This is a genomic window from Phytoactinopolyspora mesophila, from assembly GCF_010122465.1.
GTDB classification, from domain to species: domain Bacteria; phylum Actinomycetota; class Actinomycetes; order Jiangellales; family Jiangellaceae; genus Phytoactinopolyspora; species Phytoactinopolyspora mesophila.
Map to the genome: position 1 here is coordinate 260,745 of NZ_WLZY01000002.1, position 26,997 is coordinate 287,741.

Annotated in this window: 23 protein-coding genes and 1 tRNA gene; 12 read left to right on the top strand and 12 right to left on the bottom strand. The window is 66.6% G+C overall.

Annotated elements, in window-relative coordinates:
* The first annotated feature begins 21 nt into the window (after window positions 1–21).
* Window positions 22–1,365 (top strand): acetyl-CoA carboxylase biotin carboxylase subunit, encoded by a 1,344-nt coding sequence (locus F7O44_RS07430; protein WP_162449597.1) that lies wholly within the window; start codon window positions 22–24, stop codon window positions 1,363–1,365.
* A gap of 92 nt (window positions 1,366–1,457) precedes the next feature.
* Here the strand turns inward: F7O44_RS07430 and F7O44_RS29575 are convergent, their stop codons facing one another.
* Window positions 1,458–2,147 (bottom strand): helix-turn-helix domain-containing protein, encoded by a 690-nt coding sequence (locus F7O44_RS29575; protein ID WP_222851160.1) that lies wholly within the window; start codon window positions 2,145–2,147, stop codon window positions 1,458–1,460.
* A gap of 768 nt (window positions 2,148–2,915) precedes the next feature.
* On the opposite strand from F7O44_RS29575, the gene F7O44_RS07440 reads away from it, so the two are divergent.
* Complete coding sequence (locus F7O44_RS07440; RefSeq protein ID WP_162449598.1) at window positions 2,916–5,741, top strand: AfsR/SARP family transcriptional regulator; 2,826 nt, start codon at window positions 2,916–2,918, stop codon at window positions 5,739–5,741.
* A 414-nt stretch (window positions 5,742–6,155) separates the two neighbouring features.
* Here the strand turns inward: F7O44_RS07440 and F7O44_RS07445 are convergent, their stop codons facing one another.
* Entirely contained in the window at window positions 6,156–6,695 is a 540-nt protein-coding gene (locus F7O44_RS07445; RefSeq protein WP_162449599.1) for a DinB family protein, read from the bottom strand.
* A 237-nt stretch (window positions 6,696–6,932) separates the two neighbouring features.
* Here F7O44_RS07445 and F7O44_RS07450 point away from each other — a divergent pair, with 237 nt between their 5' ends.
* Window positions 6,933–7,805: an alpha/beta fold hydrolase gene (locus F7O44_RS07450; protein WP_162449600.1), complete on the top strand. Its 873-nt coding sequence runs from the start codon at window positions 6,933–6,935 to the stop codon at window positions 7,803–7,805.
* Window positions 7,806–7,857: 52 nt separating this feature from the next.
* On the opposite strand, the gene F7O44_RS07455 is transcribed toward F7O44_RS07450, so the two are convergent.
* Both F7O44_RS07455 and F7O44_RS07460 read right to left on the bottom strand, forming a co-directional pair.
* Window positions 7,858–8,151 carry a hypothetical protein gene (locus F7O44_RS07455; protein ID WP_162449601.1) on the bottom strand — a complete coding sequence of 98 codons (294 nt, stop codon included), beginning with the start codon at window positions 8,149–8,151 and terminating at the stop codon, window positions 7,858–7,860.
* Window positions 8,152–8,238: 87 nt separating this feature from the next.
* Window positions 8,239–8,314, bottom strand: a tRNA-Asn gene (locus F7O44_RS07460).
* Window positions 8,315–8,615: 301 nt separating this feature from the next.
* Here F7O44_RS07460 and F7O44_RS07465 point away from each other — a divergent pair.
* The 8 genes from F7O44_RS07465 (at window position 8,616) to F7O44_RS07500 (ending at window position 17,985) form a co-directional block, all read left to right on the top strand.
* Window positions 8,616–9,617 carry a Gfo/Idh/MocA family protein gene (locus F7O44_RS07465; protein ID WP_162449602.1) on the top strand — a complete coding sequence of 334 codons (1,002 nt, stop codon included), beginning with the start codon at window positions 8,616–8,618 and terminating at the stop codon, window positions 9,615–9,617.
* On the top strand, window positions 9,614–10,570 hold the full coding sequence (gene iolC / locus F7O44_RS07470; protein WP_162449603.1) for a 5-dehydro-2-deoxygluconokinase: 957 nt from the start codon (window positions 9,614–9,616) through the stop codon (window positions 10,568–10,570). The genes F7O44_RS07465 and iolC overlap by 4 nt, the downstream gene beginning before the upstream one ends.
* On the top strand, window positions 10,560–11,465 hold the full coding sequence (locus F7O44_RS07475; protein WP_162449604.1) for a Cgl0159 family (beta/alpha)8-fold protein: 906 nt from the start codon (window positions 10,560–10,562) through the stop codon (window positions 11,463–11,465). The genes iolC and F7O44_RS07475 overlap by 11 nt, the downstream gene beginning before the upstream one ends.
* A 63-nt stretch (window positions 11,466–11,528) precedes the next feature.
* Window positions 11,529–12,446, top strand: coding sequence for a 5-deoxy-glucuronate isomerase (gene iolB / locus F7O44_RS07480; protein WP_162449605.1), 918 nt, complete (start codon window positions 11,529–11,531; stop codon window positions 12,444–12,446).
* Window positions 12,447–12,521: 75 nt separating this feature from the next.
* Entirely contained in the window at window positions 12,522–14,402 is a 1,881-nt protein-coding gene (iolD, locus tag F7O44_RS07485; protein ID WP_162449606.1) for a 3D-(3,5/4)-trihydroxycyclohexane-1,2-dione acylhydrolase (decyclizing), read from the top strand.
* Window positions 14,403–14,483: 81 nt separating this feature from the next.
* The gene (locus F7O44_RS07490) at window positions 14,484–15,980 is read left to right on the top strand and encodes a CoA-acylating methylmalonate-semialdehyde dehydrogenase (RefSeq protein WP_162449607.1); all 1,497 of its coding nucleotides are present in this window, start codon (window positions 14,484–14,486) and stop codon (window positions 15,978–15,980) included.
* 77 nt (window positions 15,981–16,057) lie between these two features.
* Window positions 16,058–16,966: a sugar phosphate isomerase/epimerase family protein gene (locus F7O44_RS07495; protein WP_222851161.1), complete on the top strand. Its 909-nt coding sequence runs from the start codon at window positions 16,058–16,060 to the stop codon at window positions 16,964–16,966.
* Entirely contained in the window at window positions 16,954–17,985 is a 1,032-nt protein-coding gene (locus F7O44_RS07500; protein WP_162449608.1) for a Gfo/Idh/MocA family oxidoreductase, read from the top strand. The genes F7O44_RS07495 and F7O44_RS07500 overlap by 13 nt, the downstream gene beginning before the upstream one ends.
* 130 nt (window positions 17,986–18,115) lie before the next feature.
* Here the strand turns inward: F7O44_RS07500 and F7O44_RS07505 are convergent, their stop codons facing one another.
* The 4 genes from F7O44_RS07505 to F7O44_RS07520 form a co-directional block, all read right to left on the bottom strand.
* Entirely contained in the window at window positions 18,116–19,018 is a 903-nt protein-coding gene (locus tag F7O44_RS07505) for a sugar phosphate isomerase/epimerase family protein (RefSeq protein WP_162449609.1), read from the bottom strand.
* Window positions 19,019–19,149: 131 nt separating this feature from the next.
* Entirely contained in the window at window positions 19,150–20,307 is a 1,158-nt protein-coding gene (locus F7O44_RS07510; RefSeq protein ID WP_162449610.1) for a dihydrodipicolinate synthase family protein, read from the bottom strand.
* Between the two features lie 76 nt (window positions 20,308–20,383).
* Complete coding sequence (locus tag F7O44_RS07515) at window positions 20,384–21,535, bottom strand: Gfo/Idh/MocA family protein (protein ID WP_162449611.1); 1,152 nt, start codon at window positions 21,533–21,535, stop codon at window positions 20,384–20,386.
* A gap of 207 nt (window positions 21,536–21,742) precedes the next feature.
* Entirely contained in the window at window positions 21,743–22,633 is an 891-nt protein-coding gene (locus F7O44_RS07520; protein WP_162449612.1) for an NmrA family NAD(P)-binding protein, read from the bottom strand.
* A 172-nt stretch (window positions 22,634–22,805) separates the two neighbouring features.
* On the opposite strand from F7O44_RS07520, the gene F7O44_RS31660 reads away from it, so the two are divergent.
* On the top strand, window positions 22,806–23,765 hold the full coding sequence (locus tag F7O44_RS31660) for a cupin domain-containing protein (RefSeq protein WP_162449613.1): 960 nt from the start codon (window positions 22,806–22,808) through the stop codon (window positions 23,763–23,765).
* Here F7O44_RS31660 and F7O44_RS07530 read toward each other — a convergent pair.
* From F7O44_RS07530 to F7O44_RS07545, 4 genes are all read right to left on the bottom strand, one after another.
* Complete coding sequence (locus tag F7O44_RS07530) at window positions 23,733–24,197, bottom strand: hypothetical protein (RefSeq protein WP_162449614.1); 465 nt, start codon at window positions 24,195–24,197, stop codon at window positions 23,733–23,735. The two genes, F7O44_RS31660 and F7O44_RS07530, sit on opposite strands and share 33 nt — an antisense overlap.
* Window positions 24,194–24,697 carry an RNA polymerase sigma factor gene (locus tag F7O44_RS07535; RefSeq protein ID WP_162449615.1) on the bottom strand — a complete coding sequence of 168 codons (504 nt, stop codon included), beginning with the start codon at window positions 24,695–24,697 and terminating at the stop codon, window positions 24,194–24,196. The genes F7O44_RS07530 and F7O44_RS07535 overlap by 4 nt, the downstream gene beginning before the upstream one ends.
* On the bottom strand, window positions 24,690–25,655 hold the full coding sequence (locus tag F7O44_RS07540; protein ID WP_162449616.1) for an alpha/beta fold hydrolase: 966 nt from the start codon (window positions 25,653–25,655) through the stop codon (window positions 24,690–24,692). Before F7O44_RS07540 ends, F7O44_RS07535 begins: the two co-directional genes overlap by 8 nt.
* Before the next feature lie 140 nt (window positions 25,656–25,795).
* Window positions 25,796–26,848 (bottom strand): LacI family DNA-binding transcriptional regulator, encoded by a 1,053-nt coding sequence (locus tag F7O44_RS07545; RefSeq protein WP_162449617.1) that lies wholly within the window; start codon window positions 26,846–26,848, stop codon window positions 25,796–25,798.
* Window positions 26,849–26,997 lie beyond the last annotated feature (149 nt).

Below are 26,997 nucleotides of genomic sequence, written 5' to 3' on the forward strand. Positions count from 1 at the left end.
GAAATAGGAGTAGGGGATCGCATGCTGAAGAAGGTGCTGGTTGCCAACCGGGGAGAGATCGCGTTGCGCATCGTGCGGGCTTGCCACGATGCTGGCATTGAGGTTGTAGTGGCACACTCCAGCCGAGACCGCGATTCCGAAGCTGTCCGCCTCGCCGACCGGTCGGTGCAAGTCGGCCCGGCTACCTCGATCAAGAGCTACCTGAATGCGGCGGCCGTGCTCGAAGCCGCGACGCAAAGCGGTGCTGACGCCGTCCACCCCGGCTACGGATTCCTGTCCGAGAACGCCGACTTCGCTGAGGCGTGCCTGGCGGCGGGCTTGACTTTCGTGGGACCGCCGCCGGCCGCCCTGGAGTTGCTCGGTAGCAAGACATCGGCACGTGCCACGATGTCTGAAGCCGGTCTGCCGCTGTTGCCTGGGAGCCGGGAATATCTGGATCCGGATTCAGCGCTGGACTTGGCCTGGAGCATCGGATTCCCGGTGATCGTGAAAGCCGCCGCTGGCGGCGGCGGGCTGGGCATGCATGTCGTCCACGAGCCTGAGCGGTTTATCGACGAGTATCTCTCGACGAGCTCTACGGCGGGGATGCTCTTCGGCGACCGCCAGGTCTATGTCGAGAAGTACCTGGAGCCGGCCCGGCATGTGGAGATCCAAGTCCTGTGTGACGCCTACGGCAACGCCGTTCACTTGGGTACGAGAGACTGTACCCTTCAGCGGCGGCATCAGAAGCTGGTCGAAGAGGCACCGGCTCCTCGGCTGCCGCTAGAGCTTCTCGAAGAGATGGGCGAGGCGGCATGCCGTGGCGCCGTGAAAGCCGGATTTCAGGGTGCAGGTACCTTTGAGTTCCTGGTGGGCGACGCTGGCCGCTTCTACTTCCTGGAAGTCAACTGCCGGATCCAAGTCGAGCATCCCGTGACCGAAATGGTGACGGGGATCGATCTTGTCCAGGAACAGATGCGTATCGCCGGCGGCGCTCCTCTGAGCATCCGCCAGTGTGATGTGAAGCTCGATGGAGTGGCGATCGAATGCAGAATCAATGCCGAGGACCCGAAGCGTGGATTCACCCCGGCACCCGGAACGATCCAGGAGTGGGTGCCATCGGCGGGCCCTTTCGTGCGGGTGGACAGCCATGTTCGGCCCGGGTACACCGTGCCGCCGGAATACGATTCGCTCCTCGCCAAACTCATCGTCTGGGCCCCGGACCGCGCCGGCGCGATCGTTAGGATGAAGCGAGCCCTGAGCGAGTTTCATGTTGCCGGACCGGGGATCGAGACCACGCGAGAGTTCCTGATGGAACTGATTGAACACCCCTACTTCCACACCGCTGATCACAGCACATCACTTGTGGAGGCGCTGACATCTTGACGCATGCCCGGGACCCGGGCCGGATTTTCCCACCGTCAAAGGTCCCGAGCACATCAAGGCCGAGCGTCACACCCCCTCGGTACCGGCTGCGGTCACCCGTGGCGCTTGGTGACAAACTCGAGGAGTTCGCGCAGGTCGTACCGGACCTGGGCGGCGCGGCCGTAACGGGTGAGTTTGCCGCGGCTAGCCCATTTGCGGATAGTGGCATTCGGAACTCCGGCGACCAAGGCGGCCATCTCCGTCGTCAGCAGCGGGCCCGCTCCCGGATCGGCGTCCGGCCGGAGCAGCGGCGAGTTCAGCGCGGCACACCGGCCGTGCCGGACGCCCGCCGCGGGGCCGGCGACGTCGGCCAGGCGGCGCTCTTGGCTGTAGGTGCACCGCACCTGGTAGTCGGCGGGCATCTGGCTGCGCGTGGTCACATGCGCGGTACCGTCGCAGTCACGCTCGTGGCACGGCCCGATCTGGAGCCGGACGCTCGCATCCGGTTCCATGACGCGCTGTGCGGCCGTGGCCACTTCGTGTATCTCGCTCACCAGATCACCAGCGGCGGGATGGTCGGACAGCCAGTCGAGCTGTGTCAAGAGAAACTCGGAGAGCGAGCGTACGCTTCGTTCGGGCCGGGAACTCAACTCCCTTTCGTCGACGACGAGGCCGGCCCAGGACGCGAGAATGGACATGATGTCCTCGCGGGCGGACAGCGCGGCTTGGTTCAAGCCCGGAGAACCGCCGCGGGTGCCACCGCGAACCCGCTCCGAGATAGGTCGATGTCGCTGGGCGAGCATGGCTTCGCACTGCTTGAACAGCGCGGGTAGGGCGCTGAGCTCTTGTGCGGTCTGGTCATAGCATGCCGGACAGATCCTGATCCCACCGAAACCACAAGACGTTTCACATGTCATGGCCCCTCCAAACGAGCTTCGTTCTTAGCAAGGTTTTCTCGCTGCGTGCCCTCCCTCTCGGAACCTCGTTCAGCTCGCTCGTGCGCACACGACCGCCCTACTGAGCGAGCACAGATGAAATTGGCGCCATCAGGGCGCTGAAGGTTGTTCGACGAGACGCTGAGAATTAACGTATCGCTTGGAATCAAAACCTACTTTTCATTTACCTCCGTTCTTGAGGTCGCTGCATTAGACAGTAATGGGCCGGTGTTGCAAATCCGTTGACAAACCGTTGACATGGCGCGACCTGCAGAAAGGCAGATTTGCTCCACATTCTGAGACTGGTGATGCCGGGCAGGTGAGCGTGACCGGTCCACATGCCGTGCTGTCAGCTGGGGGTTCGCGGCTCATCCGGACTTCCTGCCGCGTTCATGGGTGATGACCCGTCATCCATAGGTGAATCACCTGGACCTGGTATGACGTGTCACGGTTTCGGACGTCCAGGTTGACTAATCTGTCAGCGTTCGTCCGTGTATACCGTGAATATCCCGATGTCGACTACCATCGCCGAAATGTCGACGGTCATGAACGGGGAGCGAAGTGGCGAGCAGTACAGCTAGTCATCCCTGGATGGCTCCGCATGATGGGCGAAGTTGATCGCGATCGGAGAATTCAATGGCAGTGGAGTTCAACATCCTCGGGCCCGTCGAGATCATCGCGCCGGATGTGACGTTGTCCCTGCCACGTCGCCGTGAGCGTTGCCTGCTAGCTGTGTTGCTATGGGAAGTCAACCGGATCGTCCCGGCCGGGCGGCTGGCCGAGTTGCTGTGGGATGGCCACCCGCCGGCGGCCGCGCGTCCCACCCTGAGTAGTCATGTCTCGCGTCTGCGGGCCGCGCTCGCCGGGTTGGCAGCGGATGGGGAAGGCGTCGAGCTAGAGTCCGCGAATGGGGGCTACCGGATGATCGCGGACCCCCAGTCGATAGATGCACACCGCTTTCGTGCGCTCGTGGACCGGGCCGTGGCGGAGGATCACCCATACGACAGGATCAACCAGCTGCGCACCGCCTTGGAGTTGTGGCGTGGCCCGGTCGCCGACAATGCCGCGAGTGAATGGCTGCGTGACCGGCTCTTCGCCGACTTGGAGGAGCAGCGCCTGACCGCGTTCGAGTGGATGACCAGTGACGGTCTGTCGATGGGGTGTGTCAAGGTTCTGCCTGACCTCGCGCGTACCGTGAACGCCAACCCTGGACACGAGCGCCTGGTGGGCTTGTTCATGCGGGCGCTTTGCCAGGCGGGCCGCAAGGTAGAGGCGCTTGATGTCTATGACCGCACACGTGCCTATCTCACCGGTGAGCTCGGACTTGATCCGGGCCGTGCGTTGCGCGAGCTGCACCAGTCGATCCTCCGCGACGATCTTCAAGTTGCCCGCCACGGACAGCGCATCGTCGGGCATTTCCCGGTGCCTCGGCAACTGCCCGCGGGCATGGTGGGTTTTGCGGGTCGGACCGTTGAGCTCGAACAACTTGACTCCATCGTGCCGGACGGCGCGCAATCCCAGGTTCCTGGCGCGCTCGCCGTGATCGCCGGGATGCCGGGTGTCGGCAAAACGACTTTGGCTGTCCATTGGGCGCAGCGCGTCGCCTCGCGTTTTCCCGATGGTCAGCTCTATATGAACATGCGCGGGTTCGACGCCGGGCGCCGATCGGCCAGCACCGTGGAAACACTCCGCGGCTTCCTGTCCGCGCTTGACGTTCCGGTTGAACAGTTGCCGGAGAGCCTGAGCGCGCAGATCGGTCTGTATCGGAGCCTCGTCGCGGGCAAACGCCTGCTGATCCTATTGGACAACGTGATGAGCACGGAGCAGGTACGTCCGCTGTTGCCGGGAGCTCCCGGCTGCGTAGTGGTCGTCACGAGCCGTAACCAGCTGTTTGGGTTGGTGGCGACAGAGGGTGCATATCCGATCATGCTGGATGTCCCTGATGCGGAGGATGCTCGGGAGATTTTGGAGCGACGGCTCGGAGCCGAGCGGATCGCGGTCGACGACGGCGCAGCTAACGAGATCGTGGCCCTTTCCGGGCGGCTTCCACTCGCTTTGACGATCGTGGCTGCGCAGGCCTCGACTCGGCCGTGTCTTCCGCTGAGAGCCCTAGCGGAGGAGCTGCAGGACCCTGGGCGTTTGCTCGATGCGTGCAGCGATGTCGGGGAGGACGTCGACATTCGCGCGGTGTACTCGGGCTCGTACCAAACCCTCAGTCCAGAATCGGCGCGGCTGTTCCGACTGCTCAGCTTGCACGTGGGTCCCGACGTGTCGGTACCGGTCGCGGTCAGCCTGACACGCGCAACGGTGGCAAACGTGCGACGGGCGCTGGCCGAGTTGGCCCGTGGACACCTGGTGGTCGAGAGTTCCCCGGGCCGTTTTGGCTTGCACATTCTGACTCACGCGTATGCGGCGGAGTTGCTGACCAGCATCGAAAAGGAGGCGGAGGTGTCGGCGGCCCGTGAGTGCATGCTCGAGCACTACCTCCACACCGCGTATGCCGGCGCGATGCTGTTACATCCGCACCGTCGTCCCATTGTCTTGACCGGTCCCCGGTCCGGTGTTCAACCGGAGAAGCTGAGCGCCGACGATGCCCTCGAATGGTTTCGCGCAGAGCGCGAGGTTCTACTAGAGCTCGTTTCACTCGCGGCGGACCAGAAGTCCGGCGTTGCGCCCTGGCAGTTGGTGTGGGCCATGGCCGGCGCCTTGGAAAGACATGGACGATGGCGGGAACTGGAGGAGGCCTGGCAACGGGCTCTCGATGCCGCGCAACAAACCGACGACGTCCCCGGGCAAGCCGTCTGTCATGGGGGTTTGGCCGGTGTGTATATCACGCGCAACTACGTCGAGAAGGCCCGATCACATGCTGTGCGGGCTCGAGAGATCTTCGACAGGGTCGGCGACCGAGTGGGCAGCGCTCGGTCACTGCTTGATATCGGAGTGGTTATGGAGCAGTCCGGGCACACAGCCGATGCACTGGAATACCTTCAGCAAGGTCTGCTCGCGTATAAGCGCGAAGGTGACGTGGCAGGCCACGCTCGAGCCCTGACTATGATCAGCCGGGTCCATGCCGTGCGGGGCGAGTACCACCTCTCGCTAGAGTGGGGCCGCTCTGCCCTGGCGCTGCTGGAACAGATCAACGACAGGGTGGGGTACGTTCGAGCCCTGGACAACCTCGGTAGTTCACTGCAGCACGTCGAGGAGTATCCGCTGGCGGCGCACCAACTGGAACGTGCTTTGGAAATAGTTCGAGAATTGGGGGACAAATACCGCGAGGTCGATGTGCTCGTCCATCTGGGGGACGTGTACTTCGAGATGGGTAAGGCTCAACTTGCGGGTGAGGCCTGGAACTCCGCGCTCGCCGTGAGCTACGAGATCGGCCGGAAAGACATTGACGGCATTCAATTCAGGGCAGTCGGTCAGGCGGAAGCTGTGCGGTCCCGACATTCTGGTCGGTCTTGACTGTCGTTCTTCCCGTTTCGCGGGGAATTGCTGAATATATTCGGCATGAAATGCAAAGCCCGCTTATTTGCTGGGTTAGGTTCGAATGGTGTCCAGGTTTTCATGAACTTCATCCATTCGGCGAAATAAAGGATTTCGATGAGTATGGTCGACGCTCCGAAGTGACGGTTCCAAGACGTGCATCCCCGGGTGCGGGGAACTGGCGAGCTTGTTTACCGATCAGCCTCCATTATTTGTGTGTTCACGAAGTGAAATAGTGCATACATGCCAGGGCCTTGGCGCGCTGCGCAGGGGGCCAACTTATCTGGATGGAGGACCACTTTACGTCGGTTCTTGTGAGGCCGCGTAGGGTCTTGGGGACTGTGATGAACGCCCTGTTTGGTGCAACCAGGTCAGGTTTCGGTGAACTTCGGTCTACTCTCCGGTGGCTCCGTCCACCGACTCTCGCAGGAGGTCGGCGTGGCCGTTGTGGCGCGCGTATTCCTCGATCATGTGACACAGGATCCACCTCAGGCTGGGTTCCCTGGCGTCGGACGGCGCCGGCGGGGCGAGTCGGTCCAGTCCGCCGTCGGCCAGCGCCTCATCAACCAGGGCGCGCGAGCGTTGCACAGCCTCCGACCAGAGTGCGCGGAGCTCCTCCGGGGCGTCGTCGGCCGCCGTGTCCCAGTCCCAGTCGGGGGTCGCATCCCAGTCGACCGTGTGCCATGGAGGGCCCGCGTCGCGCCCGTGCAACCGCCACGAGAACCATCCGTCCTCGACGCAGGCCATGTGTTTCAGCAGCCCGCCGAGAGTGATCGACGACGCGCCCACGGTGGCCGTGAGACCCGCCGCGTCCACCCCCGAACATTTCCACGCCAGGGTTGCGCGCTGGTAATCCAGGAACCCCAGCAGGGTGGCTGTCTCATCGGAGGCCAGCGGAGGCTCCGGGCGCCCATGATCGTCGAGGGTCGTCATGGGAGGTGAGTGTAGGGGCCGCGACACCGGCCCCGCACGATCATTTTTCCAGCCGTGCGCCCGTTGCGATGGCCGAATTCCTCGACTTTGATACCGCCAGGTGGTGTTCATGGCAGCTACGGACCGTGAACACCACCTGGCGGTATCAAAGTCGCGCCGACGCCGCCGTTCCGGTGAGTTTTCGGAGCGCGGCGAGTCGGGAAGGGTAGGTATCGAGACCACTCCCGAGGAGTCACCATGACCGAGCCGCAGACCCACACCTTGGACGTACCCGGCGCCGTACTCCATTACGACGTCCGGACCAACGAATCCAGCGCCGATCCGGTGCTGATGTTGATCGGATCGCCCATGGGCGCGGCCGGATTCGGCACGCTGGCCGGCCATTTCACCGACCGCACCGTGGTCACCTACGACCCGCGTGGGGTCGAACGCAGTAAGCGCACCGACGGCGCGGCGGAAACCACACCCGCCGAGCATGCGGATGATCTGCACCGGCTGATCTCGGCGTTGGGCGCCGGGCCGGTCGACATCTTCGCCAGCAGTGGCGGTGCCGTCAACGCACTGGTGCTGGTGTCACGGCACCCGGAGATGGTCCGCACACTCGTTGCTCACGAGCCGCCTGCGGCACAGGTGCTGCCGGATCGCGAGGAAGTGCTGGCCGCGTGTGCGGGAATCGGCCAGACCTACCAGCAAAGCGGCTTCGGCCCGGCGATGACGAAGTTCATCGCGCTGGTCGGCTATCCAGGCCCGCTCCCGGCCGGGTTCGCCGACCAGCCCGCTCCGGATCCGGCCGGCTTTGGGCTGCCGGCCCACGACGACGGAAGCCGCAACGACCCGTTGGTAGGACAGAACATCGTTACCTGCACCCACTACCAGCATGACTTTGACGCCCTGCAAGCGGCGCCCACGCGGCTCGTGATCGCGACGGGAACGGAGTCGGAGGGGCAGATGGCGTATCGCGCCGCGGTGGCGATGGCCGAGCGGCTCGGCACGACGCCGATGGCGTTCCCCGGCGACCACGCCGGTTTTCTCGGTGGCGAGTACGGCATGACCGGGAAGCCGGACGAGTTCGGCGCTGTGTTACGCGAGGTCCTCACCCAGCGGAGCTGAACGCTCGGCAACGGCGTTGCCCGCGAGCCTGGTGCAGCCTTCTTTATGGCTCTTATTCTTCGTCGTTGCCCGGGCCCTCATCTTCCCGCAGCTGCCCAAGTGCAGGACCTGGCCGCTCGGCGCGGTGCGGGCGTCGTGCGCGTCCGTAGGTGAGGGCCCACACCGCGCCGATGATGATCGCCAGGCCGATCCAGGCGCCGAGCACAACGAGGATGACCGGGGCGTTGCTGGCAAGCCATGACGCTACCGCGGCACGAGTGGTCTCATCTGGCGCCGGCGAAATCGGGCCGACGAGCAAGGTGGCGATGAGAACGAGCGACGTCGCGCTGAGCTGGTTGCGGGGCAATGAGGGTCTCCGGCATACGTGTACATCCAGAGGCGTACCGAGCCCCCGGTCGGCTCTGGGGTCGACCGTTTCCCCTGGCGGATCGCGTGGCTCCCGCACCTGGACTCGAACCAGGAACCCTCTGATTAACAGTCAGATGCTCTGCCAATTGAGCTATGCGGGACCGGAAGATGTGAAACATCAACCGACGCAGAAGGTTACCAGGAAGTGCGCCCTACTTCCCAATCGGCACCCGCTCGCGGCGCCGGAAGGGGGCCGAGTGGACAACAGTGGAGGACAAGACGTAAGAATGTCAGGACAAAGTATTGACGAAGGACTGTTCACGGAGCAGACTCACAGGCAACTCGCGGTCACGCGGACGGGTCGGATCCGGCCCATCGGCCGGCGAGGGACAAGTGGGTAGACCGGGATCGCGCCAGCGGTCGATCCGGGTTGTCCAGCACGCCACGGATAGGAGCGGCAGCATGCGGATCGGGTTAGTCGGCGTCGGGCGCATTGGGGCGTCTCACGCCCAGGTGGTCCGGGATCATCCCGACGTCGGCGACGTAGTTGTGGCTGACGTCGATGCGGCTCGGGCGGCCAAGGTCGCAGCCGAACTGGGAATCCGTGCCGTCGATACGCCGGAGGCGGCATACCGGGACGTCGACGCCATCGTGATCGCGGCGGCCACATCCGCTCATGCCGAACTGATCATCAGCGCCGCCCGCCAGGGCTTGCCCGTCTTTTGCGAAAAGCCGGTAGCGCCCGATGTCGCCGGCACGGTACGCGTGGTAGATGAGATCGAGCGGGCGGGGATTCCGAACCAGATCGGCTTCATGCGCCGTTTCGATACCGGTTACGCGGCCGCGCGAGAGGCGTTGCGGTCCGGTGCTCTCGGTGAGTTGCGGCGGGTGCACATGGTGACCGCCGACGCCGAGCCGCCGCCGGCGGCCTATGTCCCGCACTCCGGTGGCATCTTCCGCGACTGCCATGTGCACGATTTCGACATCCTGCGCTGGGTGACCGGCCGTGAGGTCGCCGAGATCTACGCATTGGGTGCCAACCGCGGCGCCTCATATTTCGCCGAGGCGAACGACGTCGACGAGTCCGCCGCGCTCCTGACCCTCGATGACGGCACTATCGCCACCGCGCAGGGTTCGCGCTACAACGGCGCCGGCTACGACGTGCGCATGGAACTGGCCGGGACCGAGGCCACGTATGCGGTTGGCCTCGACGACCACACGGCGGTCGTGTCGGCCGAATCCGGCGTCAGCTTCCCGGGTGGTGAGCCGTACCGGGAGTTCTGGTCCCGGTTCCTGCCCGCTTATCAGGCAGAGATCAACACGTTCATCGAAGTGGCCGCTGGCAGACAGGCGAGCCCTTGCACCGCCGCCGACGCGCTCGAGAGCTTCTATGTCGCCGAAGCCGCCACCCGCTCGCGGACTGAGCACCGCCCGGTGCGCGTGGAGGAGGTCCGGATAGCGTGAACTCGCCGTACGAGGTTCTGACCATGGGCCGGATCAGTGTGGATGTCTATCCGCAACAGATCGGCGTCGGTCTGCAGCAGGTTGAGAGTTTCGGCAAGTACCTGGGGGGCAGCTCCACGAACGTGGCGGTCGCAGCGGCCCGGCACGGGCGAAAAACGGCCACCATCACGCGGACGGGCGACGACCCGTTCGGTGCCTTCCTGCACGACGCCCTGCGTGAGTTCGGTGTCGCCGACCACATGGTCACACCGGTGCCCGGGTTGATGACCCCGGTGACTTTCTGCGAGATCTTCCCGCCGGACGACTTCCCGCTCTACTTCTACGGGCGAGTGCCCGCCCCGGACATGCAGATCAGCGTGGACGAACTCGACTTCGACGCGATCCGGGCGGCCGACGTCTTCTGGGTGACGGTCACTGGGCTGTCCGAGGAGCCGAGCCGCAGCGCCACCCTGGCGGCGCTCGAAGCACGCGCGCGTACCGGAATCACCGTCCTCGATCTGGATTACCGGCCGATGTTCTGGGAGTCCCGGGAGGCCGCCCGTGAACAGGTTCAGAAGGCGCTGCCGCATGTGACGGTGGCCGTCGGGAACCTCGACGAGTGTCACACCGCTGTCGGGACGACGGATCCGGCGGCAGCGGCCCAGGCGTTGCGTGCCGCCGGCATCACCACCGCGGTGGTCAAACAGGGGCCGAAAGGGGTGCTCGCCGCTGACCAGACAGGAACGTACGAGGTTCCGCCCACTCCGGTGAACGTCGTCAACGGCCTCGGAGCCGGAGACGCGTTCGGCGGTGCGCTGTGCCACGCGCTGCTGGCCGGCTGGGACCTCGAACGCACGATCCGCTTCGCCAACGTGGCCGGGGCCATCGTCGCCTCCCGGATCGCCTGCTCGTCTGCTATGCCGTCGACCGCGGAGGTCGAGGCCGTGCTCAAAGGAGAAACCGATGTCCGCTGACCGCATTGATCTCGGCGGCCGGGTCAGGACCATTGTCGAGGCTCGAACCTCGCGTCCGGAGGCGATCGCCGAGGCAGCTGCCCGGCGGGTGCGTCCGGCGAGCTTGGTCGGCCCGTCGGGCAAGCTGATGGTGATCGCTGCCGACCATCCCGCGCGGGGATCGCTGCGGGCCGGCGGTGATCCGATGGCGATGGCCGACCGTGCCGACCTGCTGGACCGGCTGCTGGTGGCGTTGTCCCGTCCCGGTGTCAATGGCGTCCTCGGCACCGCTGATCTGCTCGAAGATCTACTCCTGCTGGGTGCGCTTGACGGCAAGGTCGTCGTCGGTTCGATGAACCGAGGAGGGCTGGCCGGAACGTCGTTCGAGATCGACGACCGCTTTACCGGCTACGACGCCGCCGCCATCGAGCGGATGGGCTTCGAGATGGGCAAAATGCTGCTCCGGATCGACCCGGAGGACCCGGCCACCGTCACCACGATGAAGTCATGCGCGGACGCGGTCTCCGATCTCGCCGCACGGCAACGGGTAGCCATGGTCGAGCCGTTCATCTCACACCACGTCGACGGCCGGATCCGCAACGACCTCTCCACCGACGCGGTGGTCCGGTCGGTGGCCGTCGCGTCCGGGCTGGGCACAACGTCGGCTTACACCTGGCTGAAGCTGCCGGTCGTCGACGACGACCCCGACGGCATGGAACAGGTGCTGGCCGCTTCGACGCTTCCGGCAGTGCTGCTCGGCGGCGAGGTCCCGGACGATCCCGACGTCGCGTTCCGGCAGTGGGAGAAGGTGTTGCGGCTGCCGACCGCGATGGGGCTGGTGGTGGGCCGGACGTTGCTCTATCCGCCGGACGGTGACGTCGCCGGTGCGGTGGACACGGCGGTGAGCCTGCTGTGAGGTCGTGGACGACACGCCTACCCGCCCACGGGGCCGGTTCGACCAACATGATCGGGTGGTGAGATGAAGCGCAACGAGTTCTATCTGCCGGCCGGCGCCGCCGCCAACGGGCCGTACGTGCTGGATGTGACGCCGGAGACCGACCAGCCGCTGGGGTATTCGTCGCTGCGGATCGTCGAACTGTCGCCCGGGGCACAGCACGCCTTCAGCACGGGAGACGAGGAGATGTTCGTCCTCCCGCTCTCGGGCTCGTGCACCGTGGTGTGTGACGGCGAAGAGTTCACCGTCGCCGGCCGCGACAACGTCTTCAACCGGGTCACCGACTCCGTGTACGTGCCGCGTGACTCCGAGGTCGTCATCACGTCGACGACGTCCGCGGGGACCGGCCGCTTCGCGCTACCGGCGGCGCGTTGCGCTAACCGGCTTCCGGCCCGGTACCGGCCCGCGGAGGACGTGCCGGTGGAGATCCGTGGCGCGGGCAACTCGACCAGGCAGGTCAACAACTTCGGCTCGGCGCACACGTTCGAGGCGGATCGGCTGATCGCGGTAGAAGTGATCACTCCGGCGGGCAACTGGTCGTCGTACCCGGCTCACAAGCACGACGAGGACCGCCCTGGTGAGGAGTCGATCCTCGAGGAGATCTACTACTTCGAGATCTCCGACGGCCCGGACAACGGGGGTGCGCCGAGCCGGGGAACCACCGGCCGGGACGGCTTCGGATTCCACCGGGTCTACGGCACGCCCGAGCGGCCCATCGAGGTCCTCGAAGAGGTGCGGACTGGCGACGTCGTGCTGATTCCGCACGGCTGGCACGGCCCTTCGGTGGCCGCGCCGGGCTATCACATGTACTACCTCAACGTGATGTCCGGACCGGGAGCGAAGCGTGAGTGGCTCATCTGCGACGATCCCGCGCATGCCTGGGTGCGCGGCGAGTGGGAGTTGCAGGACCCAGACCCACGGCTACCGTTGAGCAGCCCATGATCATTGGCTTTTGACCACCGAATCCGGTGGTGAAACGTCAATGATCATGCGACAAGGCGCCAAGAGGAGACAGAGATGAGCGAGACGGTTCGGCTGACGGTCGCGCAGGCGACGGTGCGGTTCCTCGCCCAGCAATACACCGAACGCGACGGCGTGGAGCACAAGCTCTTCGACGGCTGTTTCGGCATCTTCGGCCACGGCAACCTCGCCGGGCTGGGCCAGGCGCTGCTGGAAGCCGAGGTCGGCGATCTCGGCGCGCTCACCTACCGGCAGGCGCGCAACGAACAGGGCATGGTGCACGCGGCCAGCGCGTTCGCCCGGATGCGCAACCGGCTGTCCACCATGGTGTGCACCGCCTCGATCGGCCCTGGCGCCACCAACATGGTCACCGGCGCGGCACTGGCCACCATCAACCGGCTGCCCGTGTTGTTGCTGCCCGGCGACGTCTTCGCGACCCGGATCGCCAACCCGGTGCTCCAGGAGCTGGAGAGCACGGCGGGGTACGACGTCTCGGTCAACGACGCCTTCCGCCCCGTGTCCAGGTTCTTCGACCGGGTCTGGCGTCCGGAGCAGCTGCCGTCGGCGCTGCTCGGAGCCGTGCGCGTGCTCACCGATCCGGCCGAGACCGGTGCGGTCACCATCGCGCTGCCGCAGGATGTGCAGGCCGAAGCCCACAACTGGCCGGTAGAGCTGTTCGATCGCCGCGTCTGGCACGTCCCGCGGCCGGTCCCGGAGCCCGCCGCCCTGGCGCGTGCGGTGGAAGCGATCCGCGCTGCCAAGCGCCCGATGATCGTCGCCGGGGGCGGCGTCATCTACAGCGAGGCCACGGATGCGTTGCGTGCCTTCTGTGAGGCCACCGGCATCCCGGTGGGGGAGAGCCAGGCCGGCAAAGGGTCGTTGCCCTACGATCACCCGCTCGCGCTCGGAGCCGTGGGCAGCACGGGGACGACGGCGGCCAACCGGATCGCCCGCGAGGCCGACCTGGTGATCGGCATCGGCACCCGTTACAGCGATTTCACCACGGCGTCGCGCACCGCGTTCCAGAACGACGACGTGCGCTTCGTCAACGTCAACATCACTGGGTTCGACGGCGCCAAACATGCCGGGCTACCCGTCGTCGCCGACGCCCGCCAGGCCCTCGTCGCCCTGACCCGGGAGCTGTCCGGCTACGACACCGGCGCCGACTACCGGGACCGGGCCCGGGTGCTGGCGGCCGAGTGGGACCGCACCGTCGAGGCCGCCTACCAGCTCGGCCGGCAGCCGCTGCCTGCTCAGTCGGAAGTGATCGGAGCGGTCAACGAGATCTCCGGCCCACGTGACGTGGTGATCTGCGCGGCCGGCTCCATGCCGGGTGACTTGCACAAACTATGGCGTACCCGGGATCCGAAGGGTTACCACGTCGAATACGGCTACTCCTGCATGGGGTACGAGATCGCCGGTGGTGTGGGCGCGAAGCTGGCGTCTCCGGATCGCGACGTGTACGTGATGGTGGGCGACGGGTCCTACCTGATGATGGCCCAGGAGCTGGTCACCGCCGTCCAGGAAGGCGTCAAGATCATCGTCGTCCTGGTGCAGAACCACGGCTTCCAGTCGATCGGAGCGTTGTCCGAAGAGGTCGGTGTGCAGCGGTTCGGGACCAAGTACCGGTACCGGGACGAGGCCACCGGCCGCCTGGACGGCGACAAGCTCCCGGTCGACCTCGCGGCCAACGCTGCCAGCCTGGGAGTTCAGGTGCTCAGGGCCGCTGGTATCGAGGAGTTCCGCGCCGCGCTCGGGGAGGCCAGACAGGCCACCGGCCCGGTCCTGGTGCACATCGACACCGACCCCCTGGTTCCCGCGCCGGACGGCGAGGCGTGGTGGGACGTCCCGGTGGCCGAGACGTCGGAGCTCGACGCCACCCGTGAAGCCCGTGCCATCTACGAGAAGAACAAGGCTGACCAGCGTGACTACCTATGACGACCGGACTGACCGCTGACAATCGCGGCCACCTCTGATCAGGACCGCGGACGATTCGTTGACGACGACATTGGGGACACCGTGACAACCATCAAGCATTGGATCGACGGCCGGCTGAGCAGCGGCGCGTCGAGCCGGACCAGTCCGGTCTGGAACCCGGCTACGGGCCAGCAGCAGGCCGAGGTCGTTCTCGCGGAGACGGCCGATGTCGACGCCGCGGTCGCCGCGGCACGGCAGGCGTTCGAGTCGTGGTCCCAGACATCGCTGTCCAAGCGGACCAAGATCCTCTTCAGTTTCCGTCAGCTGGTCGACGCGCGGGCCCAAGAGCTGGCCGAGATCATCGCCGACGAACACGGCAAGGTGGTCTCCGACGCACTCGGCGAGGTACAGCGTGGCCTCGAGGTCGTGGAATTCGCCTGCGGTATTCCGAACCTGCTCAAGGGCGACTACTCCGACCAGGTGTCCAGCGGTGTGGACGTGTTCAGCTTTCGCGAGCCACTCGGCGTCGTCGCCGGCATCACGCCGTTCAACTTCCCGGTCATGGTGCCGATGTGGATGCACCCAGTGGCGATCGCCTGTGGCAACACGTTCGTGCTGAAGCCGAGCGAGCGTGACCCGTCGGCGTCCATGCTGGTCGCTGAGTTGTGGGCGGAGGCAGGCCTGCCGGACGGCGTGTTCAACGTCGTGCACGGTGACAAGACCGCCGTCGACGCGATCCTCGACCACCCGGACATCGCCGCGGTCTCGTTCGTCGGCTCCACCCCGATCGCCCGCTACATCCACCAGCGGGCCAGCGCGAACGGCAAGCGAGTGCAAGCTCTGGGTGGTGCGAAGAACCACGCCATCGTGATGCCGGACGCCGACGTCGATTTCGCCTCCGACCACATGGTGGCGGCGGCGTTCGGGTCGGCGGGGGAGCGGTGCATGGCCATTTCCGCGGCGGTGACCGTGGGCGATGCCGGTGACGGCCTCGTGGACGCGGTCGCGGCCAAGGCCGAGAAAGTCCGGGTAGGACCTGGTCGCGACCCGGCCAGCGAGATGGGACCGGTGGTCACCGCGCAGGCGCGAGACCGGATCGTGGGTCTGATCGGATCCGGTGCCGAGCAGGGTGCGACATTGACCGTGGACGGCCGCGGCTATGCCGTCGACGGCCACGAGAACGGGTTCTGGGTGGGCCCCACCGTCATCGACCGGGTGACACCGGACATGGACGTGTACCGCGAGGAGATCTTCGGCCCCGTGCTGTCCGTCGTCCGGGTGGAGACCGTCGACGACGCGATCGCGCTGGTCAACGCCAACGCCTACGGCAACGGCACCGCCATCTTCACCTCCAGCGGCGAGGCGGCGCGGCGCTTCCAGCGTGGCGTACAGGTCGGGATGATCGGCATCAACGTACCCATCCCGGTGCCGATGGCTTACTACTCCTTCGGCGGCTGGAAGGACTCCCTCTTCGGTGACAAACACGTGCACGGCCCGGAAGGTGTCTCCTTCTACACCCGAGCCAAGGTGATCACCTCCCGCTGGCCGCACGTGGACAACCCCGTCGGCGCCAGCTACCACTTCCCCACCCACTCCTGATGATCATGAACACTTCGTGACCGTATAGGTCGACAAGTGTTCATGATCATGGGCCAGGTCTCTTCGGAGGTTCAGACGTGACAATTACCGGAATCGCGAACGCGCCGGTCAGCTTCGGCATTTTCGAGCTGACCACGGGAGCTGATTTCCCCGAGCCCGAGACGATCCTCGGCCCGCTGCGTGACGCCGGATACGACGGCATCGATCTCGGCCCGGTCGGCTGGTTGGGTGCGGGCCAACAGATTCAGGCGCGGCTACGTGAGCACGCGATGGCGCTGGCCGGCGGCTGGTTCGACATGCCCTTCACCGCGGACGACGATGCGTTCGGTGCGGCGCTCGACGGACTTGAGGACGCATTGCGGATCTTCGTGGCCGCCGCCGAGGTGGACCCGGACCGGTTGCCGCTGCCGACGCTCGCCGATTCCGGCTCGCCGGCCCGCCGCGCCAATCCGGGAGGTTCGCCGGAGGTGATGCTGGATGACGCCGGGTGGAAGCGGTTGAGCTCCAACGTCGCCAAGGCTGCTGAGAGGGTGCGTGCCGCGGGGCTGGAGCCGACGTTCCACCACCACGCCTGCACGTACGTGGAGACCCCCGAGGAGATCGACATCTTCCTGGACCGGACCGACGTGGGGCTGACGTTCGATACCGGCCACCTGATCATCGGCGGGGGTGATCCTGTCGAGGGGTGGAGACGCTGGCGAGATCGGATCAACCACCTGCATCTGAAAGATGTGCGCCGGGAAGTGCTGGCGCAGGTCGTTCGCGAGCGCGCCGGCATGCGCGCGGTGTGGGAGCGCAAGGCCTTCGTCGCTCTTGGCGCCGGTGACCTCGAGCTAGCCGAAATAATGGACGCGGTGATTGCCGACGGGTTCGACGGCTGGCTCGTCGTCGAGCAGGACGTGGTGCCGTCGCCGTCCGACCCGCCTGGCCAGGCGATCGACGACCAGCGAGCCAACCGCGAGATACTGCGACGATGGATTCCATGAACCCGCATGTGCGCGTTGGCGTGATCGGCACCGGAGTGATCGGCAAGGAGCACATCCGCCGGCTGACACATGTCACCGCGGGCGCTGAGGTGGTCGCCGTCGCCGACGTCGACCCGGCACGCGCGCGAGACGCGGTGGCTGGCCTGACCGGTGCCCGGGTCCATGCGGACGGTCTCGAGGTGGTCCGTGACGACCAGGTGGATGCCGTCGTCGTGGCGTCGTGGGGCCCAACCCACGAGGAGTATGTCCTGGCCGGTATCGACGCCGGCAAGCCGGTCTTCTGCGAGAAGCCGCTGGCGGCGACGCAGGAGGCTTGCGTGCGCATCATCGACGCCGAGCTGGCGGCCGGGCGGCGGCTGGTCCAGGTCGGCTTCATGCGGCGCTACGACGCCGCGTACCGTGCGCTGAAGGACGTGCTGGCGAGCGGTTCGATCGGGCTGCCCCTGATGATGCACTGCGCGCATCGCAACCCGTCAGTGTCGTCGCACTACACCCCGGACATGGCTCTGACCGACACCGCGGTGCACGAGTTCGATGTGACACGCTGGCTGCTCGATGAGGAGATCGTGGCGATCAACGTCTTGACGCCCCGGCCGAATCGGCGCGGTGGGGAGTTGCAAGATCCGCTTCTCATCCTGCTCGAGACCGAGAACGGCGTGCTGGTGGATGTCGAGACGTCGGTGAACATCGGCTACGGCTACGACATCCGTCACGAGGTGGTCGGCGAGGACGGCACGGCCGAACTGGGCGCCGGCAGTCCGGTGGTGCTCCGCCGCGACGGCGGTGCCACTGGGCCTATCCCGGCCGACTGGGAGGAACGCTTCTCCGGGGCGTACGAGGTCGAGATGCAGGAGTGGGTGCACTCCGTGGCGGCCGGCGCATCGAGCGGGCCTACCTCGTGGGATGGTTACGCCGCCGCCGTGTTGTCCGACGCCGGCATGGAGTCGCTACGTACCGGGGCCAAGGTCGCGGTGAAGCTGCGACCCAAACCCGACCTTTACGCCACCCGCACCCCGTGATCGACAGTACGTTGTGGTCGCGATCTGGTGATCGTCAGCACGTTGTGGTCGTGGTTTTACCGCCATATCCCGCTCACGATCACCCCTGTGAGGGGTGCCCGCCGAGCGGCGTGTCAGCGACAACGGTGAGTCAGCGTTCGAGGACGTGGGCGGTGTAGCGCTGCTTCATCTGGGCGACCACCGTGTCCGGGTCCGCGGCCCAGATGTCCGCGTGGAAGATCTCCACCTCGATGTCACCGTCATAGCCGGCCTGTTCGACGAGTCGGCGGAAGTAACGGAAGTCGATGTGGCCGTCGCCCATCATGCCGCGGGACAGCAACGCGTCGCCGGGGAACGGGGTGATCCAGTCACAGACCTGGAAACTGGAGATCCGCCCAGCGGCGCGGGCGATCTGCCGTTCGACCTCCGGATCCCACCAGACATGGAACGTGTCGACGACGACGCCGACCGCCTCGGCGGGATGCTGTTCGGCGATGTCCAACGCCTGGCCGAGGGTGGACAGCACCCCGCGGTCAGCGCAATACAGCGGATGCATCGGTTCGAGCGCCAGCTGGACGCCGCGCTCGATCGCGTAGGGGACAAGCTCGGCGATGCCGTCGGCAACTCGCTGCCGCGCGCCGGGCAGGTCGCGATCGCGCTCCGCCGCCGGCGACGACGCCGAAGCCGCGGGCATGGCCGCCGCGCTTCCGGGCAGTACCGGCTGACCGGAGCCACCCGGTTCCGGCAGCCCGCCGACCACCATCACCAGGCATGGCGCACCCAACTCAGCGGCCTCCTCGATCGCGCGCCGGTTGTCGTCGATCGAGCGGCGACGCTCCGGCCCCTCGTGCGCGGTGAGGAAACCGCCGCGGCACAGTGACGAGACCCGTAGCCCAGCGTCTCGCACGAGCTTCGCCGACTCGCTCACACCGGCCTCGTGTACCGGTTCGCGCCACAGGCCGATGGCCTCGATACCGGCCCGGACACAGCCGTCAACCGCTTCGCGCACCGACCACGAGTTGGTCGTCTTCTGGTTCAGCGACAGCCGCCGCATTCATTCCACCCCCGTGGGTCTCGTGCGCCGATCAACTGCCAAGCACCTGCGGTTGATCATGGGCGGATGACACCTTTTCGGCCTCGAATAGGCGGCATGTGCCCATGATCAACGGGAAGGGGGGTGTGCATCTATAGTGCTCCGTAGGTCGTCAGCAGCGCCGTCATGCGCGCCGCGGCCAAATCCGGATCCGGCAGCAGCCGCGCGGCGTCGGCCAGCCGGAAGGTCTCCACCAGATGCGGCAGGCTGCGCGCACTCTGCAGGCCGCCGACCATGGTGAACCCTGGCTGAAGGCCGGAGAGCCAGGACAGGAACGCGATGCCGGTCTTGTAGTAGTACGTCGGGGCGCCGAATACGTGGCGGGCCAGCGGGACGGTGGGCGCGAATGCCGCGTCGTACGCGTCGTCGTCGCCGTTGTCCAATGCCCGCAACGCCGCCGACGCCGCGGGCGCGATCGCGGCGAAGATGCCCAGCAGCGCGTCGCTGTGGCTGGCGCCGTCGCCCCGGATCAACTCCGGGTAGTTGAAGTCGTCGCCGGTGTAGAGGCGCACACCGTCAGGTAGCTGGGCCCGGAAGGCCTTCTCGTGGTCGGCATCGAGCAGCGACACCTTGACCCCGTCGATGTTGGCGGCGTGATCGCGGATCAGCTCGACGACCTGTGCGGTGGCGGTGTCGACATCGGCCGAACCCCAGTACCCGTGCAGCGCTGGATCGAACATCGGCCCAAGCCAGTGCAGGATGACCGGCGAGCCGGCCATCGGAATGGTGCGGTCGTACACGGCTCGGTACTCGTCGGGGGTCTTGGCAACGGCCGCCAGGTGCCGGCTGGCCATCAGGATCACCTGCGCGCCGGCGTCCTGCACCGTGCCGATCTGGGTCTCGTAGGCGGCTACTACCTCGTCGAGCGTCGTCGCCGGTTCTTGCAGGTGATCGGTGCCAGCGCCGGCCGCGATGCGGGCACCGACGGATGCCGCCTCCGTGGCGCTGCGCCGGATCAGCTCCTGCGTCGTCGTCCAGTCCAGCCCCATGCCGCGCTGAGCGGTATCCATCGCCTCGGCCAGGCCCAGACCGTAGGACCAGAGGTGGTGCCGGAAGGCCAGGGTGGTGTCCCAGTCGACGACGGCCGGTGCGCCCGGTGTGTTGCCGCCCAGGGGATCGGCGACGACGTGCGCCGCCGCGAAAGCGACCCGGGACTGGAATGGCCCGGTGGGCTTGGTCCAAACGCCCGGCTCGTGCAGCGTGTGCACGATGGTGCCACCGTTGGCGGTGGGCAGCTCGACCGTGGTCATGTCACCTCCGTACGTTGCGTCCTGCACCCCGAGCGCCGGGGGCCACGTCCCGCAGGACGCAAGGTCCGCCGCGCGCTCACAGCGTCAGCTCCGGCAGCTCGATTCGCCGGCCTTCCACCGACGACGTGAGGCCGGCCTCGGCCAGGCGAACGCCACGTGCCCCGGCCAGGAAGTCATAGGGGTGCTCGGCGTCTTCGACGACATGCCGCACGAACAGTTCCCACTGGGCCTTGAACCCGTTGTCGATCTCGGCGTTGGCCGGCACGTCCTGCCATTGCGAGCGGAACGGCTCGGTCTCCACCAGATCCGGGTTCCACACCGGCTTGGGCGTGGCGCCGCGATGTTGTGCGACGCATCCGTGCAATCCGGCGACGGCACTGCCCTCGGTGCCGTCGACCTGGAATTCGACCAACTCGTCGCGGTGGACGCGGACACACCACGACGAGTTGAGCTGGGCGATGATGCCGCCGTCGATCTCGAAGATGCCGTACGCGGCGTCGTCGGCGGTGGCGTCGTACGGCTTGCCCTGCTCGTCCCAGCGTTGCGGGATGTGGGTGACCGCCTTCGCGGTGACCGCATTGATCGAACCGAACAGGTTGCTGAGGACGTAGTCCCAGTGGCAGAACATGTCGCTGACGATGCCGCCGCCGTCTTCCTTGCGGTAGTTCCAGCTCGGCCGCTGGGCGGACTGCCAGTCGCCCTCGAAGACCCAGTAGCCGAACTCGCCACGGACCGAGAGGATGCGGCCGAAGAAGCCACTGTCGATCAGCCGGCGCAGTTTGACCAGGCCGGGGAGGAACAGCTTGTCGTGGACGACGCCGTTCTTGACGCCGGCTTCACGTGCCCGGCGGGCCAGGTCGAGCGCGGCGTCGACACTCTCGGAGATCGGCTTCTCGGTGTAGATGTGCTTGCCGGCCTCGATGGCCTTGACAATCGAGGCCTCGCGGACCGAGGTCAGCTGTGCGTCGAAGTAGATCTGCATGTCCGGGTCGGCGAGCGCGGCATCGACGTCGGTGGTCCAACGGGTTAGACCGTGCCGGTCGGCGATCTCCTGCAGCTTGGTTTCGTTGCGGCCGACCAGCAGCGGTTCTAGTTGAATCCGGCTTCCGTCCGCGAGCTCGACTCCGCCTTGTTCGCGGATCGCCAGAACGGACCGGATCAGGTGTTGCCGGTAACCCATCCGGCCGGTGACGCCGTTCATGATGACGCCGAGCGAAGTGCCTGCCATTCAATCCTCCCCGGAAAGCGCTTACCAACGAAGATACACCATTCCCCTGTCCGGCGTCAGCAGGAGGTGCCGGTTATGTCACGTGTTCTGTGATCGCGCCGGCGCGACTTCAATACCGCCAGGTGACCTTCGGGGCCGTTTCGAGTGCTGAACGACACCTGGCGGTATTGAAGTCGCGGGTGGCCGACGGTCACGAGCATTTGCCGGTTACGACCCGGCCAATTGCTCGTGATCATTGGCGAGAGGGGCGAGCGCGTGTTTGATCGTCTCGTCGATCTCTGTGGTGCACTGGTGGACCCGGTCGCCGGCTGGGCGCAGCAGGCCGTCCTCGCCGGCGGCGTGGAGCTCGGCCACCTGCTCGGCGAAGTCTCGCGGTACTCCCGCTTGCTCCAACGTGCTGACCCACTCCTGACGTGGCACGTTCACGACGTCGACGGTGGTGCCGAGGGCTGCCGCGAGCTTCTCCGCCACCTGGCGCTCCGTGTACGCCGGTCCGTCCAGGTCGATCACCTCGCTGTGCGTGGGTCCCTCAAGCAAAAGGGCAGCTGCGACAGCGCCGATGTCCCGGGTGGCGATCATCGGAGTCGCGACGTCGGCGGACGAACCGAAGTTCGGATAGATGCCGACGTTCCGGACGGTGTCGAGCACGTCCTCGAACTTCTCCTGGAAGTGAGCTGACCGGATCGCGCTGAGCACCGTCCCGGTAGAGCGCAGCTCGTTCTCCAGGAGGTGCAGCCAGCGGATCGGCCCGGTACCGGATGGGAGGTGAGCGCCGACGGAGGACAACATGACGACGTGTGGCACGCCGCTGTCGCGTGCGGCGCCCGCGATGGAATCGATCAGCCGACGCTGGGAGTCGGCGTCGGTGGCGCCCGGTATGAACGGAAGCATGACGAACCATCCGTCGGCTCCCGTCACGGCGTCGGTGAGCGTGGTTCGGTCGGTCAGGTCCACCACGGCCACCTCAGCTCCTCGCTTCGCCCACGACGTGCCCTTCGCGGCGTCCCGGACCAACGCTCGTACCGGCGCGCCGTGGGCGAGCAACTCCCTGGCGGTGGCGCCTCCGACATGGCCCGTGATACCTGTGATCGCGTACATGACCTGCTCCTTTCGGTCTTTTTGAGACATCGGGTAGTGATGTCAATTCGACCGGAAACCCGCCTCGTCGAACATGCTTGTGACGCCTGAGCACATGTCCGTGCGTCTGGCCGCCGCGTCGGGCCGTCACACATTGCTGGTCGCCATGTGCTGGGCCTCGTAAGCTGATCGGGTGGACGCACTCGATGGACTGCTGGACGGCGCCCGGGCGCGCGGAGCGTTGTTCCACCAGACCGTGCTGGAGCCACCTTGGTCGTTGTACATCGCCGAAGAGGTGCCGCTGACGCTGGTCACCATGGCTCGCGGTGACGCATGGATCGTCCCCGAGGGCGACGAAGCCCCGGTGCGGTTGCACACCGGGGACGTCGCGGTGGCGCGGGGCACCGTTCCCTACGTCGTCGCCGACGATCCATCGACGCCGCCCCAATTGATCATCCACTCCCAGAACCGGGCGAAGACCCTCGACGGGGTGGACCTCACCGAAGAGCTGACAATGGGGGTGCGAACCTGCCGGCTGGCGCCGAACGGATCAGACGTCCTGCTCAGCGCCGCCTATCCCTTGCGGCATGATGTCAACGAGCGCCTGCTGGCCACCCTGCCCCCGGTGCTCGTGGTGCCGCGAGCGGATGCCCGTGGGCCTCTGATGGACCTGCTCATCTCGGAAGTGGACCGGGACGAACCTGGTCAGCAGGCTGTCTTGGACCGGCTACTGGACCTCGCCCTGATCGCGACGCTGCGCGCCTGGTTCGCCCGCCCAGAGGCTGAGGCTCCGGGGTGGTACCGAGCCCAGCGAGACCCCGTGGTCGGCCCCGCGCTGCAGCTCATCCACGACCAGCCCGCCAGCGCATGGACGGTTGCGGAACTGGCCGGCAACGTCGGCGTCTCCCGGTCGGTGTTCGCCCAGCGCTTCGCCGAGCTGATGGGCGAGTCGCCGATGGCCTATCTGACGGGCTGGCGCATCGCGGTGGCGGCTGATCTGCTCCGCGAGACCGATGCGACCATCGAGGCCATCGCCCGCAAGGTCGGTTACGCCAACGCCTTCGCGCTGAGTGTCGCCTTCAAACGGGTTCGCGGGGTCACACCGAGCCAGTTCCGGACCTCAACTCCGCGAGAGTTCGTCGAGGCGCCGTAGCTCGGCCTTCAACGCGAGCCGCACCGCCGCCGGTGGCAAGGCGCGCCGGACCGGAGCGGGGAAGCGTAGTGCCTGGAGCCGGCCGAACCGGGTGCCGTCGGGGTGGGGGACCGCCGCCATGCCGACGACGAGGAACCGGCTCTGCATCCAGCACCAGCGTGGTCTCAGCACGATGTTCATCCGGGCCCGCAGCCCGAGGTGGCCCCGGACGTCGGCGGTCAGCCGGTCGTCGCCGCGATCGGCGATGCGCAGCGAGCGTACGTGTGGCTGGATGGCCGGCACGGTGCGCTCGAGGTCCGCGGCAACCGACCACAGCCGGTCAGGCTCAGTACCGATGACGCCTTCGACGACGACGGCGCCCGGCAGGGCCGCGGCAAGGATATGCAGGCGCGCGACGGGGTCTATCTCGGCGACGGGCCATGGTGTGTTCATCGTTGCCACTCCTGACGGAAGCGTCTGCGGGCGCGGAACAGCCGTGAGCGCACGGTGCCCGATGGGACGTCGAGTACTTCGGCGATCTCGGTCTCGGTCAGACCTTCGATGCCGCGCAAGACAAGCACGGCCCGATGTTCCGGGGCGAGGCGTTCGAGAACAGCCGTGATGTCAGTGTGAAGTTCGGGCTCCTCAGGTGCCGGTATTCCGGCGAACCAGTCGGCCGGCATGGGCGGAATCGCCTGACGTTGACGTGCGAGGCGGATGGCGGCGCGGACGGCGATGCGTCGGGCCCAGCCCCACAGCGCCGCTGGTTCGCGGAGCTGGCCAAGCTTCTGGAAGATGCTCACGAGCGCTTCCTGGGCGGCGTCGGGGCCGTCGTGCAGGGCGATCGGACCACACCATCGACCCACCGCCGGTTCCAGCCGGGCCAAGAGTTCGTGCATGGCCATCGCGTCGCCGGCCTGCGCCGCGCGGACCAGGTCCGCGTCGTCACTCATCGAGGAAGTCCAGGAGCAGTTGCTCCACCTGCTCGGGGCAGTCGGCGTGGACATTGTGCCCGCACCCTTCCAGCCGGTGTACCTCGGAGCCGTGAATGCCGTCGCCCAGCCGGCCGGCGAACTCTGCCGGGAGGAAGGCATCCTGGGCGCCCCACACGATCAAGGTAGGGATGTCCACGTTCCCGAGGTCGCGCTCGGTCTCGGACCAGTCCAAGCGTCGTTGGGACAGCACCAGCGCACGCCGGTTGTCGGCCTGCAACGCGGTACGGGAGACCTCGTCGACCAGCTCGTCGGTCACGCGCTCGCCGTTCACGAAGGCTTTGTGGAGGAAGTCGGCGACGTCTCCGCGGCCCATCAGCTTGACCATCGCCTCGCCGACCATCGGAACCTCGAAGATCCGCCAGTCCCACACGTCCGGCTCGTCGATGCCGCTGGCACCGAGTAGCGTGAGCGAGCTGACCCGCTCCGGATGCAGCTGTGCGTATCGCAGCGACCAGCCGCCTCCCCATGAATGGCCGACCAAGGCGAACTCTTCCAGCCCGACAGCGTCGACGAACGCGTCCAGTGCAGAGGTCATCGCGGGAACGTCGAAGGAGAAGCCGGGGTCGATCGTCGTCGTGTAGCCGTTTCCCGGCATGTCTACCAGGTAGACGGTGTACTCGTCGCGGAGGGCCTGGACGGTGTCGCGGAACGTGTAGGACCATTCGCCGCCGCCGTGCACCATCACCACCGCAGGTCCGTGGCCGAACTTCTGGTACGAGAACCGCGCGACGCCGGTGTCGACGGTGGATGGTGGGTGCTCCTGGTGGAACTCCGACCCAGCCAGGTCGGGCTCCGGCGGGTTCCAGACGTACGCCAGGCCCGCGAGAGCGAGAACACCCAGCATGACGACGCCGCCGAAGGCGAGCAGTAGCCGGCGCGGCCAACGGCGGCGGGCGGGTGGGATGGTCTGTGACATGTGAGGGCTCCTCCACTGGGTGACTACATGGAAGGAGCCGCCGGGAGCGGCCTGCACTCCACCCGTGACGCATCACACACCCGCGCATTGCTCAGTGATGACCGGGCCGGAAGACGCGCGAAATGCCGCTGGGTCCCTGCCTAGCCGCCGTCGACGCGTTCGCGCGGGGGAGTGCTCTGCCGGATGACTACCTCGCCGGCGATGCTTCTTACCCGCGGCGGTTCGCCTGGAGCGGCATCGAGGGCGAGTTCGAGCGCCACCGAACCGGCCTTCTCCAGAGGCAGCCGGACGGTGGTCAGCGCCGGGCTGACGTCGCGCAGGGTGCTGATGTCGTCGAAGCCCGCCATGCCGATCTCGCCTGGGAGGTCGATGCCGCGCTCACGGCATGCGGTCATGGCGCCTACGGCCATGACGTCGTTGGCGGCGAAGACGCAGTCGATCGTCGTGCCCCGGTCCAACAGTTCGGCCATCGCGTCGTAGCCGCCGTCGCGGGTGAAGCCGCCGTGCACGATGTTGGCCGGGTCGATCTCGATGCTCTCGTCCGCCAGCCCGGCACGGAAGCCCTCGACCCGGTCGCGAGCGGTGAGCAACGGGTCGGGGCCGGCCAGGATGGCGAAGTGCCGATAGCCCAGCTGGACCAGTTCAGCGGCTAGATCGTGGGCTCCCGCGCGGTTCTCGAGCCGGACGGTGTCGACCGGGAGCACGTCCTGGCTGATCATGACCACTCGCCCGCCAGTTTGCTCGAAAGCCGTCACTTCTCGATCCAGTGCCTTGGCATACGGGCTGTCGGCCATCCGGCTGCCGACGACGATCACCACCCGGCTGTGTTGTCCGCGTAGTGCGCTCAGATGCTCCACCTCGCGGTCCGGGCGTCGTCCGGTATTGGCCAGCGTGACCAGCATCTGGTGCGACTCCGCGGAGCGGATCACGCCGGTTGCGATGGAGGAGAAGTAGGGGTCGGAGATGTCGTGGACGAGCAGCCCAGCGATATTAGTGCGGCCCTTGGCGACCGCCTGAGCCTGTGTGTTCGCTGCGTAGTTGAGTTTGCGTGCCGCCTCGAGGACGCGCTCACGGAGATCTTCGCCTACCTGCCGGGTGCTGCCGTTGATGGCGCGAGAAGCAGTGGCGAGCGAGACGCCTGCCTCGCGGGCGACGTCCGTCAGCGTCGCAGCGCTGTTCCCTTGAGTGGCCATGAAAACCTCGTTCGTGATTAACCTGGTTGGAAGGCGGTTTCCACTCTACTGGGCGGGCAGGGAACTGTCTGCTTCGAACGCCGGACATGCCGGATGACGGCCCCCTAGTGGGTGGAGGGCCGTCATCCGGTCGTTGGTGCTTGAGCCGA